Genomic DNA, 15615 nt, shown 5'->3' on the forward strand with positions numbered 1-15615 from the left:
CCTCCGTCGCGCGGCGGCAGGCCGCCGCGCAAGCAGGCCCCGGGCGCCGCGAAGCAGCCCGCGAAGCCCCGTAGACCCGCCGGGGCCACACCGTCCGGCCGGTCCGGAAAGGCCTCCGGGTCCGCCCGGGGGGCGAAGGGTTCGGGCCGGCCGGCCGCGGCCAGGGGTGCCGGGGCGGCCGGGAGCGCGCCGCCTCGGCGGCGGTCGGCGTACAGCTCGCGGCAGGAGGAGGAGATGGAGTTCCTCGGCCTGCTCATCCGGGCGAGTGCGTGGCCGGAGCAGCAGTACAAGCGGCTGTTCAAGCGGCTCCCGGTGCCGGGGCGGGTCGTCATGGTCCTCGCGACGGCGGGCGCCCTGTACTGGCTGTTCGAGTCCGGCGCGTGGATTCCGCTGCTGGTCCTGGGGGTGGTCGCCTTCGTGGTGACGGTGATCGTCCACGAGACGTACATGGAGCGGAAGTATCCGACCCCCCGCAGCCTCCTCACGCCCCGGGACGACTACGTGAAGAAGCCGCGCCCCAAGCGCTCCGACGAGGACGTCCGGTGGGACGAGATGATGGCCCAGCGCCAGCGCGACGAGGAACCCCGGATCTTCTGACGGGGCGTCGCCTGCCGCGCGGGTGCACCGTCACCGCCCGGCGGCCTCCTCGGGGGCGGGAGTGGTGAGGACGCCGTGGAGCATGAGGTCGAGGGTGGCGAGCAGTTCCTCGGTGAGCGCGCCGGAGGGGTCGGTGGGGCGTCCGCACCAGCGGTAGAGGGTGCCGAGGTAGAGGTCGCGCAGGGCGTTGCCGACCTGTTCGGCGACGGTGCCTTCGCGGAGTTCGCCCCGTTCGAGGCCGGTGGCGGCGATCTGGGCGAACAGGTCGGCGAGGTAGGGCTCCTCGACGAGCGGGTGGCCGGCGCGGACCCAGGCCATGAGCATGGCACCGGTCTCCTTCCGGTGCTCCTCGCTCATCCGGCCGAGCGTGGTCATGCAGCGGCGCAGCCGGCCGGCGGCGGTGTCCATGTCGGGGCCGTCGTCGACGAGGGCGGTGGTGAGCGCGGCGCGGCGTTTCTCGCCCCAGGTGCCGAGCAGGTCCTCCTTGCGCTGGAAGTAGTTGAAGAAGGTGCCGCGGGCGACGTCGGCGCGTTCGGCGATCTCGTCGATGGAGGTCTCGTCGTAGCCCTGCTCGGTGAAGAGGGCGAGGGCCGCGTCGTAGAGGCGCTCCCTCATCCTGATCCTGTTGCGCTCCCGGCGGCCGAGCGGGGCGGCGGTTTGCTCGGCCGGGGCGGTCTGCGTGGTGTTCACCGGTGTCTCCGATCTGCTGGGTGGGACCAGTAGTTGAAGAAGGTGCCACGCGCAGTGCCCGCGCGTTCCGCGATCTCCGCGACGGACGTGTCCGCATACCCCTTGCGGCCGAATAGGGTCCCGGCCGAGGCGTACACGCGCTCCCTGGCGCGCTCCTTGTTTCGGGCCCGCCACGAGGTCACGCCCGTCGGGGCGTCCGAGGGCGGACGCACACAGGCCTCCAGGTGACATCGCCACTGCTGCACTGGAGTGCATTGATGATCCTCAACTCAAACATGGGGCGAAGTCCATGTCAAGGTCCGGAACCGCCCCGGACCGGGCCGGACGAAGGTGCGCACACAGGTCCTCCATCGCCGCGAGCGCAACACATGGACTCAAATACATTTTTAGCCCCCTGGCCAGACAATGAACTTGAGTGTACATTTGGGCCATCGAGCCCGGACCGACCCGGTCGGGCCTGCCCCAGGGGGAGGCAACCCATGACGACCCGTCCCCGCGCCCGCCCCGGCGTGACGGCACCGCACCGCACCGCACCGCACCGTCCGAACCTGGAGCCGCTGCGCCGGCACCGCACGCAAGGGCTTCGGCCTGGAGGCCAGAAAGCCGCACACCGACGGCGTGGTGGTCGGCCGGGGCACCGTGCACGGCCGGACGGTCTTCGTCCACGCGCACGACTTCCGGATCTTCGGCGGCGCGCTGGGCGAGGCCCACGCCCAGAAGATCCACACGATCATGGACATGGCCCCGGCCGGCTACGGCGGCACCTCCCGGCGGAACACCAAGGCCTCGGGCGTGATCCCGCAGATCTCGGTGATGCTCGGCCCCTGCGCGGACGGCGCCGCCCACTCCCCCCGCGCTGACCGACTTCGTGTTCATGGTCCGCGGCATCTCCCAGATGTTCATCACCGGCCCGGACGTCGTCCAGGCGGTGCGAGCCGACCCGGCCGGCCCGCACGCCGGCCTTCCTGAACCCGGACCACATCGGCGGCATCGAACACCCTGCTGCACACCCTCACGGGTGCGCCGCCGGCAACCTGCGGGTGCGCGTCGAGACCGAGCACCCGATCGTCGAGCGGGCCGCCGAGGAGGCCCGCTTCGGCAGCCTCGACGCGGCGCTCGGCCGCGGCGAGTACCGCTTCTACGGCGCCGGCTTCACGTACCGCCACCACGAGATCACCGACGTGGCGGTGGACAACCGCGAGCACAGCGCCTCCGCCCTCGTCCGCTTCACCCGCAGAGCCGGCGCGCCGGCCCCGGTCGAGGGCATCGCCGCCGGCGACCGTCCCACCGTCAGCCTGATCGACTGCTTCGTCGTCAACCTCCGGCTGGCGCAGGTGCTGATGTACGAGCTCGACGGGCTCAGCCGCTCCGACAGCAACACGCTCTGGACGATGAAGACGGTGCTGACCGCCCCCGAGGAGGAGCCCGCGGTCGGACTCGTCGAGGGCCGGCCGTCCACCACCCGGGCCGCCCTGACGGGCCGTCGGCTGCTGCCGCTGCGCGGCGGCACCTGGCGCAACGCCGAACCGAGCGGCGGCCTGGCCGGCATCGGCGAGGGGCGCGGGGAACTGCGCGATTCGGATGCGGGCCGCCGTACAGATCACGGCTCGGCCCATGCAGTCCACATCACCACCCCTGGGCCGCGCAGTTCCCCGCGCCCCTGAAACCACCGCTCCACCGACAGACGCGAACTCCCCGAAGGGACTCACTGCCATGTCTCTCACCCGGAACGGGGCCGCCGCCGGTCCGGCCGCCACCGCGGCCCCCGCGGCCGACCCGGCCCCCTACGCCAAGCGCTGGCTGATGCTGCCGGTGATCCTGGCGGCCATGTTCATGGCCCAGTTCGACCTGTACGTGGTCAACGTCGCGGCCCCGTCCCTGGCGCACGACCTCTCCGCCGGTCAGGCGGCCCTCGAACTCATCGTCGCCGGCTACGCGTTCACCTACGCCAGCGGCCTCATCACCGGCGGCCGGCTGGGCGACCTGTACGGCTCCCGGGCGGTCTTCCTGACCGGCACGGTCGCCTTCACCGTCGCCTCGGTGCTCTGCGGCATCGCCCAGTCGCCGGGCCAGCTGGTGGCCGCCCGGCTCGTCCAGGGCCTGACCGGTGCCGCGATGGTGCCGCAGGTGCTCGCCCTGATCACCTCGGTCTTCCCGCCCGCCGAGCGGGCCCGGGCGCTCTCCTGGTTCGGTGTCACCGTCGGCGTCGGTGCGGTCGCCGGTCAGGTGCTCGGCGGCGCGCTGCTGGAGGCGGACGTCGCCGGCCTCGGCTGGCGGGTCATCTTCCTGGTCAACCTGCCGATCGGCCTGGTCATGCTGGGCTTCGCGGCCCGGCTGCTGCCGCACCGCGAGCCCACCGCGAAGCCCTCGCTCGACCCGGTCGGCGCGATCGGCGTGCCGGTCGGTCTGGCGCTGGCGCTCGTCCCGCTCATCCTCGGCCGGATCCAGGGCTGGCCTGCGTGGACCTGGGTCAGTCTGGTCGCCTCGGTGCCCGCGATGGCCCTCACCCTGCTCTGGGAGCGCCGTCTGGCCCGCCGCGGCGGGCAGCCGCTGCTCGACCTGTCGCTCTTCTCCGACCGGGCGTTCAGCCGCGGTCTGGCCGTCAGCATCGCCACCTTCTCCGGCTTCTTCAGCTTCATGTTCACCCTGACCCTGGTGCTCCAGTCGGGGCTGGGTCTGAAGCCGCTCGCCGCCGGGTTCGTCTTCACCCCGCTCGGCCTGGCCTTCTCCGGCGCGTCGATCGCCTCCCAGCGGATCACCGCCAAGTACGGCAGCCGCATGATCACCACCGGCGGCTCGATCGCCGCGGTCGGCTTCGTCGCCCTGCTGATCGTGCTGGGTGTCTCGGGCGACCACACCGGCCCGGCCCGGCTGATCGGCCCGATGGTGCTGATCGGCCTCGGCAACGGCCTGGCCGTGCCCGCCCTGGTCGGCTCGGTGCTCGCCGGGGTCCGCCTGCAGCAGGCCGGCGCCGCGGCCGGTGTGCTCACCACCGCCCAGCAGTTCGCGAGCGCCGCCGGTGTCGCCGTGATCGGCTCGGTCTTCTTCGCCGGCCTCGGCACCCCGAAGGGCGTCGGCTCCTACGCCGCCGCCTTCCAGTGGGTCGGTGTGATCGACCTGGTGCTGGTGCTGATCGCAGCCGCCGTCAGCCTCTCCCTGCCCCGCCCCGCCCGCGCCGCCGAGTAGCCACCGCCCCGCGGGTGCGGCCGTCCCGGGCGGCCGCACCCCACCGCCCGGACACCGTCCGGAAAGGACACCTCATGGCCACCGTCGCACAGGGCACCACCCCCGAGGCACGCAAGCAGAAGATCGCCCTGCTGTTCGGGAACGTCATCACCAAGGGCGAGCTGGACCTCGCCGACGAGCTGTTCCACGAGGACTTCCACTGGCCGCAGTTCGACCTGAGTACCGCATCGCGGTGACGAGGGTGGAGGAGACGTGACGCAGGGTCGGGTCCGCGCCCATGAAGAACGTCTCCACTCCGGCCAGTTCGCGGTTCATGCGGGCCATCGGCATCTCGAACTCCACATCGTGAACGTCGCGGACTCCGCGGACGACGACGTCGACTCCGGCTCCGCGGCAGTAATCGACCAGCAGGCCACCGGTGTGAGAGTCGACCGTGACGTTGCCCAGGTCGGCCACTGCCGCGCGGAGCAGGTCCAGCCGTTCGGCGACGGGGAAGCGGCCGCTCTTGTTCGCATTGACCATCACGCACACGACGACCTCGTCGAACAGGAGCGAGGCTCTGCGGATGACGTCCCGGTGCCCTTGAGTGACCGGGTCGAAGGATCCTGGGAAGAGGGCTCGCATGATCGGAGACTAACAAGCGGCCGACCCCGGCAGCGAAGTGCCGGGACAGCGGACGATCGATGTCCGACAATCAGCTCACCGAGCGCGCTCCGCGTACGCCCTGATCCATTCCGGGGAACGGCTCGGCCGGACGTCCCAGGGACGGGGCCACTCACGATCCGCCAAGTAGTCGGCCTTCTCCGGGCGCGTCACCGCAACGTGGACGGCGAGGGCATCGTCGACGTGGTGGAAGGGTGCGACGTCCTCCCGGCCGAAGCTGGACACCACCAGTACGCCATCGCCCAGGTGCAGGCGCAGGCCCGGCATCGATCGCCACGGACAGGCGGTGACCTCCGTCAGCCCGGTGACGACGTCGGGCAGCAGCGCCGGAGGGATCTGCGAGATCGCCCGGTGGGACACCGGGCCGTGGGCGATCTCGAGAAGGCTCCGCTGGGCCAGCAGTTCGGCGAGCCCGGCGTCGACCGCCTTCCAGTCCGATTCGTCCGGGCCGAGGTCGAAGAACCGATCGGTGTCGTTCGCGTCGTACGCCCAGACCCATTCGCCCTCGTCCTCGCTCATGAAGACCCTCTTCCCGGGATCGGATCGGGCGGGCCGGGGCACGTCCACCTGCCAGATGCCTCCCGCTTCCCACAGCACGGGCGAAGTCGTCGAGTAGGTGCGCCGGACCGGCTCCGGCAGCCAGGCGAGGCACTCGGGCACCGCCTCGTCCGGCCTCCTGCGGCCGAACCACTGCGCGGCAACCTCTGCGACCGCAACCTCTCCGATGTGCACGAATCCTCCGTCGCCTCGCCCGAAGCCCGCTGTGCCCTGATGCACTGCCGCCGGCACCTTCGGCCCTCATCAGGGGAACGGTATCCCGCGGGTCGCGATCGGCCGTGAGCCGTCGTCCGACCGCGTAGGAGCTTCCGGGCCGGCCTCCCGGACGGCGGAGCCGCGCAGGCGTCCGCAGGTGTGCGGGCCGCCCGGGGTAGTGGCCCGGCCCGTGCGAGTACGATCATCGCCACCTCGGGCACGGGTGAGGAAGCGGGCATGTTCGCGGCATTACGGAACCGTGGGGAACGGCGGGACCTGGAACCCGCCCACGGGCTGCACGACGAGAGCGGCCGGCTCGGGGAGCAGGAACGTTGGGCCGAAAGCCGCCGGCCGCAGCGCCGTCGAACTCGGGGTGCCGTTAACGAACGTGTCACCAGCCCCAAACGGCAAGAAGCTCCTTGTGACAGCAGTTCTACTGCTTCGACAGAGATTCGGTCTTGCCCAGGTGGCGGTAGATGGTGGGTCGGGTGACGCCGAACTCATCGGCGATCTGCTGGACGGTGTAGTCACCGGAGTCGTACATCGCCCGGGCGAGCTGGACCTGGCGGGGGCCTAGCTTGGGCTTCTGGCCGCCGGTCCGGCCTCGGGCGCGGGCGGCGGCCAGGCCGTCCATGGTGCGCTCGGACATTAGGGCGTGCTCGAACTCGGCAATTGCGCCGAGGATCTGGAAGAACATACGGCCGACCGGGGTGGTGGTGTCGATGCCCTGATCGAGGACGACCAGGCCGACCTCGCGTTCCTGCAGCTCGTTGGAGAGCTCGATCAGGTTCTCTAGGGAGCGGCCCAGCCTGTCGAGCTTGGTGACGACGAGCTGGTCGCCCTCGCGCAGTATGAGGAGGGCCTTGTCGAGTTCGGGTCGACGCGCGAGCTTGCCGGAGGCCTTGTCGGTGAGGACCTTCTCGCAGCCGGCCGCGCGGAGTGCGTCCTGCTGGGCTTCGGGGTGTTGGTCGCGGGTGCTGACCCGGGCGACGCCGATTCTCATGCCCGGACCGTATCGCAAACAAGGGGACGCGTTACATAGGTGCGTACACGGGAATCGTTACACGTCTGATCTGCGGGAACCCCATGTCGATCTTCGTGTAACGCGAACGATCGTTACCGGTCATCGGCGCTCTCCCTCGCTCTCTGCCAGTGGGCGAGGTCGCGCCGGGCCATCAGGGTGCCGGGATGGTGCGGGCCCAGCACCCGCACGTTGTGTTCCAGCAGCTCTTCGAAGCCGGCTACGGCACCGGCCACATCCCCGGCCTCCCCCCGCCACCGGGCGAGGAAGTGCCGGCAGCCAAGGGTGACGGCGCTTCCTGGGCCCACCAGCTGCATGGCCTCCGCCAGCACTTGTTCGAGAGCGGTCACGGCACCGGCCGCATCCCCGGCCTCCCCCCGCCACCGGGCGAGTTCTGCCCTGCACATCAAGATGCCAGGCTGGTTCGGACCCAGCACCAGCAGGGTGTCCGCCAGCAGCTGCTCGAAGGCGGCTACGGCACCGGCCACATCCCCGGCCTCCCCTCGCCACTGGGCGAGAGTGATCCGGATCCCGAGGGGGGTGTCGTGGTGGGGCCCCAGCATCTGGGTGGCGTCCGCCAGCACTTGTTCGAGAACGGTCGTGGCACCGGCCGCATCCCCGGCCTCCCTCCGCCACCGGGCGAGGTCGGCCCGGGCAACAAGAGTGCCGGGGTCCAAACCTCGTACCCGTTCCCGGTCCGCCAGCAGTTGTTCGTAGGCGGCTGCGGCGCCGGCCGCGTCCCCAGCCTCCCCCAGACAGCGGGCGAGTTCGTGCCGGGCGTAAAGGGTGTCGGAGTGGTTCGGGCCCAGGAGCTGGTGGGCGGTGTCCGCGATGTGTTGGTAGCGGGTGCCGGCGGTGCTGGCCTGGCCGCTTTCGCGGAGGCTGCGGGCGGCGCGGAAGAGCACGTCGTGGGCGTCGGGTTGCCAGAGGGCATTCTGTGCGTTGTGGGTGAGGGCGTCGGTGTTGGCCCACAGGGCATGTGCTAGCTGGGTGTCGCGATCGATGCTGGGCCAGGCGGCGGTCAGGGCGCCTGCGGCGGTGCGCGCGAGTTGGTTGTACTGGTCAGGGGCGAGCCGGTCGCGCATGGCGCGTTGGATGAGCTGGTGGACACGGACCGCCTGGTGGGGGGTGTCAGGAGTATGGGTGATCAGGCTGAGCCGGTGCAGCGCGCGCAGTGCACCTACCGCCTCGTCAGTGCTGATCGGGTGGTCGCCGCCGCGATGGCGGCGCAGGTTGAGCCGGTGCAGCGCGCGCAGGGCCTGTGCCACCTTTCCGGTGGCGGCCGTGTGGTCGCTGGCGCGGTCGCGCCCGAGGTGGATGAGGACGGGCACACTGGTCAGCACGTCCTGGGGGATGCCGTTGGGGTCAAGGAAAGCGGCGAGCTGGAGCATGGGCCTGGCCAGGCCGGCCGGGCGCAGTGTGTCAGCGCGGTCGACGGACAGGTCCCACGCGGCGGCCACGGTGTGGGTCTGGCCGTCGGGAAGCGTGTCGGGGGAGACAGCGGCGAGCGTGGTGGCGCGGTCGGCGAGCAGCGTGCGGTAGGCGGCGCAGGAGAGGCCGGCGTCGACGAGATAGGCGGCGGCTTGGGCCAGGGCCAGCGGCAGGCGGCCGAGGTCGTGGGCGAGGGCGGTGAGCTGGTCGATAGGCTCGGTTCTGCCATGATCGGCCAGTACGCGGGTGAGGTAATCGATGGCTTCGGTGACGGTGAACAGACCGACCTCGACCAGGTGACGGTGTCGGCCGATCAGGGCGGCGTCCTTGCGGCGGGTGGTGACCAGCACCCGTCCGGTGGGGCCGGTCGGCGGCCACAGCTTGTTCAGGTCGGCGGGGTCGGTGACGTCGTCGAGGACGATCAGCCAGCGGCACGCCGGCCGGCCGGGGGTGGGTTCGAGCCAGGCCAGGAACTCCTGCGCGGCGAGCTCGGGGTCGTCGGTGTCGGTCGCCAGGAGTTGGTACGCGGCGTACGCGTAGCTGGCGACGATCGAGGCGCGGTCGGTGGCGGTGACCCACACCCGTACGTCCAGCTCGCCCGCCTCCCAGGTGGTGCGGGCGTAGTGGGCGGCGAGCTGGGTCTTGCCGACCCCGCCCATCCCGGCCAGCACCCCGCCCACCAGCGCACCGCCAGGGGTCGCGCCAGCTGGGACCGTGCCAGGGGACTGCAGCACCGTCGTCCCGCCGCCGGCCAGGACCTGCCGCAGCCGAGCCGCCTCGGCCCTGTCCTGGAAGTAGTCCGCTGCGGGCGGGAGCGCGCCGACTGCGTAAGGCCATGGGGCGGGTAAGCTCGGCGCGGCGTAGTACGCGACTTGGCCGCCGCTGGCGACATAGCCGACCGCCATGCTGCCGCCATCGGCATGCACCGTGACACTCGTTGGCCGGCCATTGGCGGACCGTGCCTTGGCGGGCGTTGGACTGTTGGTGGCCGGTCCGTTTAGCCCTGGGACGGATCCGGCATCTGAGGGTTTGTGAGGTGCGCTCCTCCGTAGAGCACCCCGGCCGCGATGGAGCCCTTCTCGGCGTGGACCTCCATGTTTCCGCCAACCGCTATCCCGCCCGGCGCGGCCAACACTCCACCTTGCGGGGCGTGCTGTGCCAGTAGGTCGCGCAGTTGTTCTGCGGCCTGGTCGCGTTCCGGTCCGGCGAGGTTCTCCAGCGCGGCCTCGATGCGGGCTTGCCAGGATGCCTCCTGGCGGATTCGTGCCGCTTCCGCCCCGGCCGTTTCGGTGGTTTCGAGGGCAGCCGCGGTTTGGTCGAGGCGTTCCAGTTCCGCCTGTTCCCGCTGCACGTCGCCGCGGCCGAACCAGCGGGCCACCGCCTGCCGCAGACCGTTCCATGTGTCTGTCCCGGCTGCCGTGACCAACGCGGTGCCGCCGGAGGCGGCCAGCGCAACGAGTGCCTGCTCCAGCATCCCCGAGTCCCTTCCCCAGATCGTGCTGTCTGCAGAACCGTAGCGCCGCATTTGGCGCCGTAGCAGCGTCTTGAGCAAACACGCGTCCGAAGGTGCTGCTGCCGGTCCGGTCGCCTCGGCGGCTCAGCCCCTTGGGCCGATGCCGATTGTCAGGCGCGAGCTCATGTCGAGCTTCACTTCGCCGTACGGGCGGACATGGCCCCAGAACAGCGGGGTCAGGCCACGCCGGTCGGCCGGCCCGAGTAGGTCGGCCCAGGCGGGTTCGGCCAGGACAGCCTGCAGCATCAGGGTGTTCACGTATACGAGGCTGGCCTGGATGATGCGTAGGCACAGCGCGGCCATCTCGACCTCCTCGCGCCGGTTGCTGGAGATCTCTCCGCCCTTGCCGTAGAGATCACCGCGTTCGCGCGGTTCCAGGCCTCCACCACGTTCAGGCCCTCCTCGATCTCGCGCTGCAGGGCGCGGTCGCGCAGGTAGCGGGCGACAAAGATGGTCTTCTGGGCGCGGCCGATCTCCAGCATCGCCTGGTAGGCGGCGCGGGTGAAGCGGGACAGAATCGCCTCGGTGGAGGCGGTACCGGTGCGGATCGCGGTGGCGTACTTGATGACCTGGTCCCAGTTCGCGGCGATCACCTCCCAGCGGATCGGGCGGGTCATCGCCGCCGCCAGGTTCGGGTAGGCGCCGCTCTCCCCGGCCGCCGGGCGGTAGAGCTTGACCCGGTTGATCTGCTTGATGCGAGGCAGCAGGTCGACGTTGAGCAACCGCGTCACCCCAAAGCCAATTTCGGACTGGCCATGCGAGTCGACGTAGTTACCCTCCACGCTCATCGTGGTGCCGTGGCGGATCGCGCCCTCGACCATCGCGGCGACCTCCGAGGCGGAGGCCCGAAGCGTCTGGGAGTGCACCACCACCGAGCCGCGCTCGACGTGCCAGTACACCAGCACGCCCCGGCCGCCGTAGCGCGAGTGCCACTCGGTGAACAGGTTCTGGTCCCAGGAGCGGAAGTGCGTGGAGTCCGAGGCCACCGCGGTCGACCCGGCGCCCCACAGGCCCGCGTCGCGGGCGGCGAAGGTGGCATTGGCGATCTCCACCGCGATCTGGCGGGCCGACACCAGGGTGAGGTAGCGGCGCCGGGTGTAGCGGATCTCCTCCTCGGTGTGCCCGTGCTCGCCGCCAGCCACCGACTTGATGCCGGTGTTGGTGCCGTACGCGTGGATCGCCAGCATCAGCCGCTCGGCCAACACCTCCTCCGGCAGCGTCCGCGACCCGGCCACCGAGGTGATCGCCTTCAAGCAGCCGGTGCGCAGGATCGCCTCCTTGAGCATGTCGATCAGCGGCACCGCGCTCCAGCGCCGCCCCACCTCGGCCTTGATCCGGCGCAGGTTGCGCGGCTCCTCCTGCGCCTCGGGCCCGGTGAACCTGATCGCGCCCGCAGCGCGCTCCTTGATCTCCAGCCAGTCCAGGCCCGGCGCCACCGCATCCAGCGTGGCCAGGGCCTGGGTCATCTCGCCGCGCAGCTGGTCGATGAACAGCCCGCCGTCCAGAGGCTTGCGCAGCTCGCCGTAGTGCTCGATCCGGCGAGCCTCGAAGTCGCTCGGCAGGTCCTCGTCCGGGTTGCGCAACCGGCCGGCACCGACCACCCACACCTCCTTGCAGCGCAGCTGCTCGCGCAGGGCCTGGAAGGTGGCCACCTCGTAGACCATCCGCACCACTCGCTGTCGGCCGCGCTTGTCCGCCCGGTAGACCAGCTCCGCCCACTGCCCCCTGGTGCCCCGGTGTTCCGGAGCGGTCTCGCCCAGCGGGTAGTAGGTGGTATTCCCGGCCTTCGCGTACCGCTCGACCAGGGCGAGCGCTTCGGTCACCGGCCTGTGGGCCGAGTTGTTCGAGCGGAACTGCAGCACGCCCAGCAGCTCGATCAGGCCCTTGCGGTAGTGGTTGGTGTAGGACGCCTTCAACGTGGTCTGCACCGTGCGCCGGTACACCGGGCCCTTCGTCCGGTACTCGTGTACCAGCTCCTTCAACGTCTGCTCGCCCCCGCGCACCGCCGGGAACACCACCTCGCGGACCTCACCGTCCGGCGCGGCCAGCGAGGCCTCGGCGATCTGGAACAGCAGGTTCTCCTTGCCCGAGACCCGCTTGAAGGCGTTGATCAGTTCGTTGGTCACCTTCTGCTCGGCGCGGGCGCCGATCCTGTGCACGGTGGCGATCAGCAGGTCCACCAGGCAGTCCGTCACCTCCCGCTCCCGCTCGACCAGCAGCGCGGCCAGCAGGGTGACTGCGGACTCCGGCGAGCGTCGGCGAAGGTGGGAAGGGGACTCGACCACCGCCCGCTGCCGCCAGGAGGTCAGCACCCTGGGCGCCACGTCCCCGAACAGCCCCGCTGGCAGGCCGATCGCCCGAATTGCCGTCAGCTTGCGGATCTCCCGCAGCATCGACTCCAGGCTCACATTGCCCGGCATCGCCTTGACCAGAGCCAGCACCGACTCCTCGTCCCGGTCGTCCTCGGTGCCGTCCGAGTCCTCGGCCGCTTCCCGTGCGGTCGCCACCAGGGCCAGCACCCGTTCCCGCACTTCCTCGGGTAGCCGGGCGAAGACCGTGGTGAACCAGGTCTCCTCCGCAGTGTGCAGGGCGGAGCGGACCATCCTCGTGATCCGGTCCGATGCCGGCGGCTCGATGAACTCCTCCCGGCACCGTTTCAGCAGTTCCTCGCGTACCCGGTCCGCGTTCCGCTCGGCGTGCGCGACGTTGCCGGCCAGCCAGGCCGTCAGCTTCTCCGCGCCCTGCACCGAGCACACCCGAAAGCCCAGGTGCTCGCGGATCTGGGCACGGTGGTACTCGATCATGCTGCCGGTCCACTGGTAGGACTCGAAGTCGGCGGCGGGCACACTCATCTGCCGGGCGACGAACTCCACCACCTCGTCCGGGAAGTCCACCCGGCCCCGGGGGAACCGGCCGTGCCGGGTGTAGAACTTCAGCAGCAGCGCGAAGCCCAACCTGGTCCCGCCGCGTTTCCCCGCGACCAGGTCCGCCTCGTCATCGAGCACCGTCCAGTACTCCACCAGCTCGTCCATGCTTACCGGCTGCCGCCCCATGGCCCCGCATCATGCCGGACAACCCCAGGCCAACGCGGACAAACGGCCAAAGATCACCCGCATTTGGGGCTGGTGACACGGTCGTTAACGGCACCCCAACTCGCCGAGCCGCTCGGACCGACCCATCACAACGCCCCGGAGGCCGCGACCACCCCGGGCAGCGCCCTCGCCGCCCAGCGCCGCGACGCCGACCCCCGGGAGCACCTCACCCGCTGCGCGACCGCCTGGCGCGAGCACTTCGGCCCCGGCCGTCCCCGGACCTGCGCCGCCGAAGCCGCCCTCGCCGCCCTCCCGGGTTCCTGGCCACAGGGCAGCCGTCAGGCTCTGGGCGTCAGGGAACGTTCCAGGCGGCGATGACCGGCTGACCGTGTTCGGTGGCGAGGAAGCCGAGCGTGCCCGGGTGCGGGTGGCCGAGCAGCCTGGCGGCGTACGCGTCGAGGCCGAGCCAGCGGGCGGCGAGGACGCGGGCGAGGTGTCCGTGGGCGACGACCGCGACGTCGCCGTCGTCCAGCAGCGGCCGGATCCGGTTCAGCACCGCGTCCGTCCGTGCGGCGACCTGGTGGAGCGTCTCGCCGGGACGGTCGGCGTCACCGGGGAGGACGCCGTCCCGCCACAGGTCCCAGCCGGGTCGGTCCTGCTGGATCTGCTCCGCGGTGTGGCCCTCGTAGCCGCCGTAGTCCCATTCCAGCAGGTCGGGATCGGGCCGGACGCCGGTCAGGCCGGCCAGCTCGGCCGTCCGCAGGGCGCGGCTCAGCGGGCTGCTGAACACGGCCGTCGGAGGGCGCCCTGCGAGCTTCGGGGCGAGCGCCTCGGCCGAGGCCTCGCCCGCCCGGGTCAGCGGCACGTCGGTGCGGCCGGCGTACCGGCCCGACAGGCTCCACTCGGTCTGGCCGTGTCGGATCACCATCAGCTCGCCCATGGCACGGACGATAGCTGACGGTGCGTCGGGTCACCGTTCCGGGGCCGCTACGACCACACCGCCCGGGTCCCGCCACGGACCGTCCGGGTGTTGACCAGCTCGAACCCGTTCTCGTGCCGCACCACGTACCGGACGTCCTCCAGGGCGGAGTCCCTGAGGAACCCCGCCCGCCCCCGTGTGGTCGCCCGCCGGAGGACCCACTCGACGACCTCCATCAGGATGCCGAAGTCGTCCTCGTGGATGCAGACCCGGACGGTCAGCGACCAGGGAGCCCTGCCGGCCGGGCCCGGCCGGGCCACGGCGCGGAGCAGCACGGACGTGTCCGCCCCGTCGAACGAGTGGCTCGCGGTCCCTCCGGCGAAGACCGGCCAGGGGTGACCCCAGGTCTCCCGGTCGGCCGACTCCGGCACCGGCGGAGCCTCCGCCTGCCCCACCAGCCACCTCGGTTCCCGCACCGCCGCCTCGGAGAGGTCGGGCTCCAGGTCGACGGCCAGGAAGAGGTCGTAGTAGTCGCTCACGGGACGGATCCTGGGGTGCGGATCGGCTCGTCACCAAGCCGCGCCGCGGCCCCGGCCGTGCCGGGCCTGCTGTCGCACCGGGTCCGGCGAAGCCGGTGCGGCAGCAGGCCCCTTCGGGTCGGCCCGCTACTCCGCGCCGGTGACGTCCGGGGCGACGAAGCGCCGGTGGAGCGGGGCGAAGGAGACCTCGGGTGCGCCCGTGATGCCGGCCTTCTCGACGGCCGGGGCGAGCCGTTCGGCGAGGAACTGTCCGAAGGCCTCCTCGGAGTGCCACACGTCGGTCACGTGGAGGCCGTCGGCGTCGAACCAGGCCACGTGGACCTGTCCCCCGGCCGCCGGGACCTGTTCCCAGTCGACGGCGTCCCGCACCGCGTCGTACTGCTCGGGCGTCACGCCGGTCCAGCGCATCGACATCACCACAGCCATGTTCGTCCCCTTGCCCTGAAGTGGTGGTTCGGCGGTCCCGCACCGGCCGCACCCGCAGGTGGACCGGATCCCCCGTCGGGACCGGTCCGTCCATGGTCGCGGAGCGCGGGCCCCGGCCGGCAGGGCGTGCGAGCGCACCCGCGGGACGGCGCGAGCCCCGAACGCCCGGTACACCACGCACCCGGGAACCCGAGGGGTCGTCAGCGCCAGCGGTAGGTCGCGTCCGTCATCGGCGACAGCCGTACCGGACGTGTCGCCGGGGCCGCCGCCGGAGCGAGGACGCTGCCGACCGCCGGGTAGAGGTGCAGGCCGGCCGCCCGGACCGGATCGTGCCACTCCACCGTCGCCCGGTCCGTGGCGTCGAGTTCGACGGCCGCCGGGCCCTCCCGGGCCGCCAGCGGCAGGTGGAGGACGAAGACCAGGTGCCGGCGCCGGAACACCCCGTCGCACCCGGGCGGGTGGTGGCCTGGTCCTGCACCCGTCGCAGCACCGGAGCCGCGGGGACGGCCGCGGCCTCCAGCCCCAGTTCCTCGCGCAGTTCCCGGTCCAGCGCCGCGAACGCGTCCTCGCCGGCCTCGACGAGGCCGCCGGGCAGTGAGTACTGCACCCCGTCCGGCCGCTCCCGCCGGATCAGACACACCCCGCCGTCGGCCACCACCAGCGCACCGACCCGGATCGGCACCATGTCTCCACCCCTCTCCGGAGCATCGTCCCCCGTCAGGGGGCGGTCGGGGGCGGTGACCGACGCACCGGCATGCACCCGGACGCGGGGTTCGACGTGGACGGTCCGGTCCTGGGGAGGCCGACCCGTACGGGCACCGGTGCGCCGGGCACCTCGGTCGCAC

The 15615-nt window shown here is 71.7% G+C and carries 15 protein-coding genes and 4 pseudogenes; 6 read left to right on the forward strand and 13 right to left on the reverse strand.

The features are described from left to right. Window positions 1-234: 234 nt before the first annotated feature. Window positions 235-597: a hypothetical protein gene (locus IE98_RS0128120; protein ID WP_030273702.1), complete on the forward strand. Its 363-nt coding sequence runs from the start codon at window positions 235-237 to the stop codon at window positions 595-597. 30 nt (window positions 598-627) lie between these two features. On the opposite strand, the gene IE98_RS0128125 is transcribed toward IE98_RS0128120, so the two are convergent. Together IE98_RS0128125 and IE98_RS52315 are read right to left on the reverse strand one after the other, a co-directional pair. Then, entirely contained in the window at window positions 628-1287 is a 660-nt protein-coding gene (locus IE98_RS0128125; RefSeq protein WP_043175315.1) for a TetR/AcrR family transcriptional regulator, read from the reverse strand. Further along, complete coding sequence (locus IE98_RS52315; RefSeq protein ID WP_078661366.1) at window positions 1284-1532, reverse strand: TetR/AcrR family transcriptional regulator; 249 nt, start codon at window positions 1530-1532, stop codon at window positions 1284-1286. Before IE98_RS52315 ends, IE98_RS0128125 begins: the two co-directional genes overlap by 4 nt. 303 nt (window positions 1533-1835) lie before the next feature. Here IE98_RS52315 and IE98_RS46840 point away from each other — a divergent pair. From IE98_RS46840 to IE98_RS51175, 4 genes and pseudogenes are all read left to right on the forward strand, one after another. After that, window positions 1836-2227, forward strand: a pseudogene (locus IE98_RS46840) (carboxyl transferase domain-containing protein); the annotation flags it as partial. Window positions 2228-2276: 49 nt separating this feature from the next. Next, on the forward strand, window positions 2277-2951 hold the full coding sequence (locus tag IE98_RS0128135; protein ID WP_267882370.1) for an AvrD family protein: 675 nt from the start codon (window positions 2277-2279) through the stop codon (window positions 2949-2951). 49 nt (window positions 2952-3000) lie between these two features. Beyond that, window positions 3001-4473 (forward strand): MFS transporter, encoded by a 1473-nt coding sequence (locus tag IE98_RS0128140; protein ID WP_106976731.1) that lies wholly within the window; start codon window positions 3001-3003, stop codon window positions 4471-4473. A 74-nt stretch (window positions 4474-4547) separates the two neighbouring features. After that, window positions 4548-4709 carry a hypothetical protein gene (locus IE98_RS51175; protein ID WP_234443701.1) on the forward strand — a complete coding sequence of 54 codons (162 nt, stop codon included), beginning with the start codon at window positions 4548-4550 and terminating at the stop codon, window positions 4707-4709. Between the two features lie 10 nt (window positions 4710-4719). Here IE98_RS51175 and coaD read toward each other — a convergent pair. The 6 genes and pseudogenes from coaD to IE98_RS43220 all read right to left on the reverse strand — a co-directional run. Further along, window positions 4720-5097: pseudogene (gene coaD, locus IE98_RS46845) on the reverse strand (pantetheine-phosphate adenylyltransferase); the annotation flags it as partial. Between the two features lie 75 nt (window positions 5098-5172). Continuing rightward, complete coding sequence (locus IE98_RS0128150; RefSeq protein WP_159401092.1) at window positions 5173-5913, reverse strand: hypothetical protein; 741 nt, start codon at window positions 5911-5913, stop codon at window positions 5173-5175. A 409-nt stretch (window positions 5914-6322) separates the two neighbouring features. After that, window positions 6323-6892, reverse strand: coding sequence for a recombinase family protein (locus tag IE98_RS0128160; protein ID WP_030273713.1), 570 nt, complete (start codon window positions 6890-6892; stop codon window positions 6323-6325). Between the two features lie 113 nt (window positions 6893-7005). After that, window positions 7006-9267, reverse strand: coding sequence for a tetratricopeptide repeat protein (locus IE98_RS0128165; protein WP_052391066.1), 2262 nt, complete (start codon window positions 9265-9267; stop codon window positions 7006-7008). A 71-nt stretch (window positions 9268-9338) separates the two neighbouring features. Continuing rightward, window positions 9339-9815, reverse strand: a complete 477-nt coding sequence (locus IE98_RS0128170) for a hypothetical protein (protein ID WP_030273717.1) — start codon at window positions 9813-9815, stop codon at window positions 9339-9341. A gap of 123 nt (window positions 9816-9938) precedes the next feature. Then, window positions 9939-12907: pseudogene (locus IE98_RS43220) on the reverse strand (Tn3 family transposase). Between the two features lie 72 nt (window positions 12908-12979). Here IE98_RS43220 and IE98_RS49460 point away from each other — a divergent pair. Beyond that, the gene (locus tag IE98_RS49460; RefSeq protein WP_159401093.1) at window positions 12980-13264 is read left to right on the forward strand and encodes a hypothetical protein; all 285 of its coding nucleotides are present in this window, start codon (window positions 12980-12982) and stop codon (window positions 13262-13264) included. Here IE98_RS49460 and IE98_RS0128180 read toward each other — a convergent pair. The 5 genes and pseudogenes from IE98_RS0128180 to IE98_RS51185 all read right to left on the reverse strand — a co-directional run. After that, entirely contained in the window at window positions 13239-13826 is a 588-nt protein-coding gene (locus tag IE98_RS0128180; protein WP_030273719.1) for a histidine phosphatase family protein, read from the reverse strand. The two genes, IE98_RS49460 and IE98_RS0128180, sit on opposite strands and share 26 nt — an antisense overlap. Before the next feature lie 47 nt (window positions 13827-13873). Next, a complete protein-coding gene (locus tag IE98_RS48385) occupies window positions 13874-14344 on the reverse strand; it encodes a hypothetical protein (protein ID WP_030273721.1) in 471 nt (156 codons plus the stop codon). Between the two features lie 126 nt (window positions 14345-14470). Further along, entirely contained in the window at window positions 14471-14770 is a 300-nt protein-coding gene (locus IE98_RS0128190; RefSeq protein WP_030273723.1) for a hypothetical protein, read from the reverse strand. 200 nt (window positions 14771-14970) lie between these two features. Further along, on the reverse strand, window positions 14971-15210 hold the full coding sequence (locus tag IE98_RS51180; protein WP_052391067.1) for a hypothetical protein: 240 nt from the start codon (window positions 15208-15210) through the stop codon (window positions 14971-14973). Between the two features lie 47 nt (window positions 15211-15257). Beyond that, window positions 15258-15455 (reverse strand): annotated as a pseudogene (locus IE98_RS51185) (NUDIX domain-containing protein); the annotation flags it as partial. Window positions 15456-15615 lie beyond the last annotated feature (160 nt).

It is taken from the genome of Streptomyces sp. NRRL B-24484, assembly GCF_000717715.1.
Classification (GTDB): Bacteria; Actinomycetota; Actinomycetes; order Streptomycetales; family Streptomycetaceae; genus Kitasatospora.

Excerpts from the sequence above, each read along its gene's own strand:
- IE98_RS51175 (WP_234443701.1), top strand. The coding sequence starts at position 4,548 with ATGGCCACCGTCGCACAGGGCACCACCCCCGAGGCACGCAAGCAGAAG.
- IE98_RS0128190 (WP_030273723.1), bottom strand. The coding sequence starts at position 14,770 with ATGGCTGTGGTGATGTCGATGCGCTGGACCGGCGTGACGCCCGAGCAG.
- IE98_RS0128160 (WP_030273713.1), bottom strand. The coding sequence starts at position 6,892 with ATGAGAATCGGCGTCGCCCGGGTCAGCACCCGCGACCAACACCCCGAA.
- IE98_RS0128140 (WP_106976731.1), top strand. The coding sequence starts at position 3,001 with ATGTCTCTCACCCGGAACGGGGCCGCCGCCGGTCCGGCCGCCACCGCG.
- IE98_RS0128170 (WP_030273717.1), bottom strand. The coding sequence starts at position 9,815 with ATGCTGGAGCAGGCACTCGTTGCGCTGGCCGCCTCCGGCGGCACCGCG.
- IE98_RS0128180 (WP_030273719.1), bottom strand. The coding sequence starts at position 13,826 with ATGGGCGAGCTGATGGTGATCCGACACGGCCAGACCGAGTGGAGCCTG.
- IE98_RS0128120 (WP_030273702.1), top strand. The coding sequence starts at position 235 with ATGGAGTTCCTCGGCCTGCTCATCCGGGCGAGTGCGTGGCCGGAGCAG.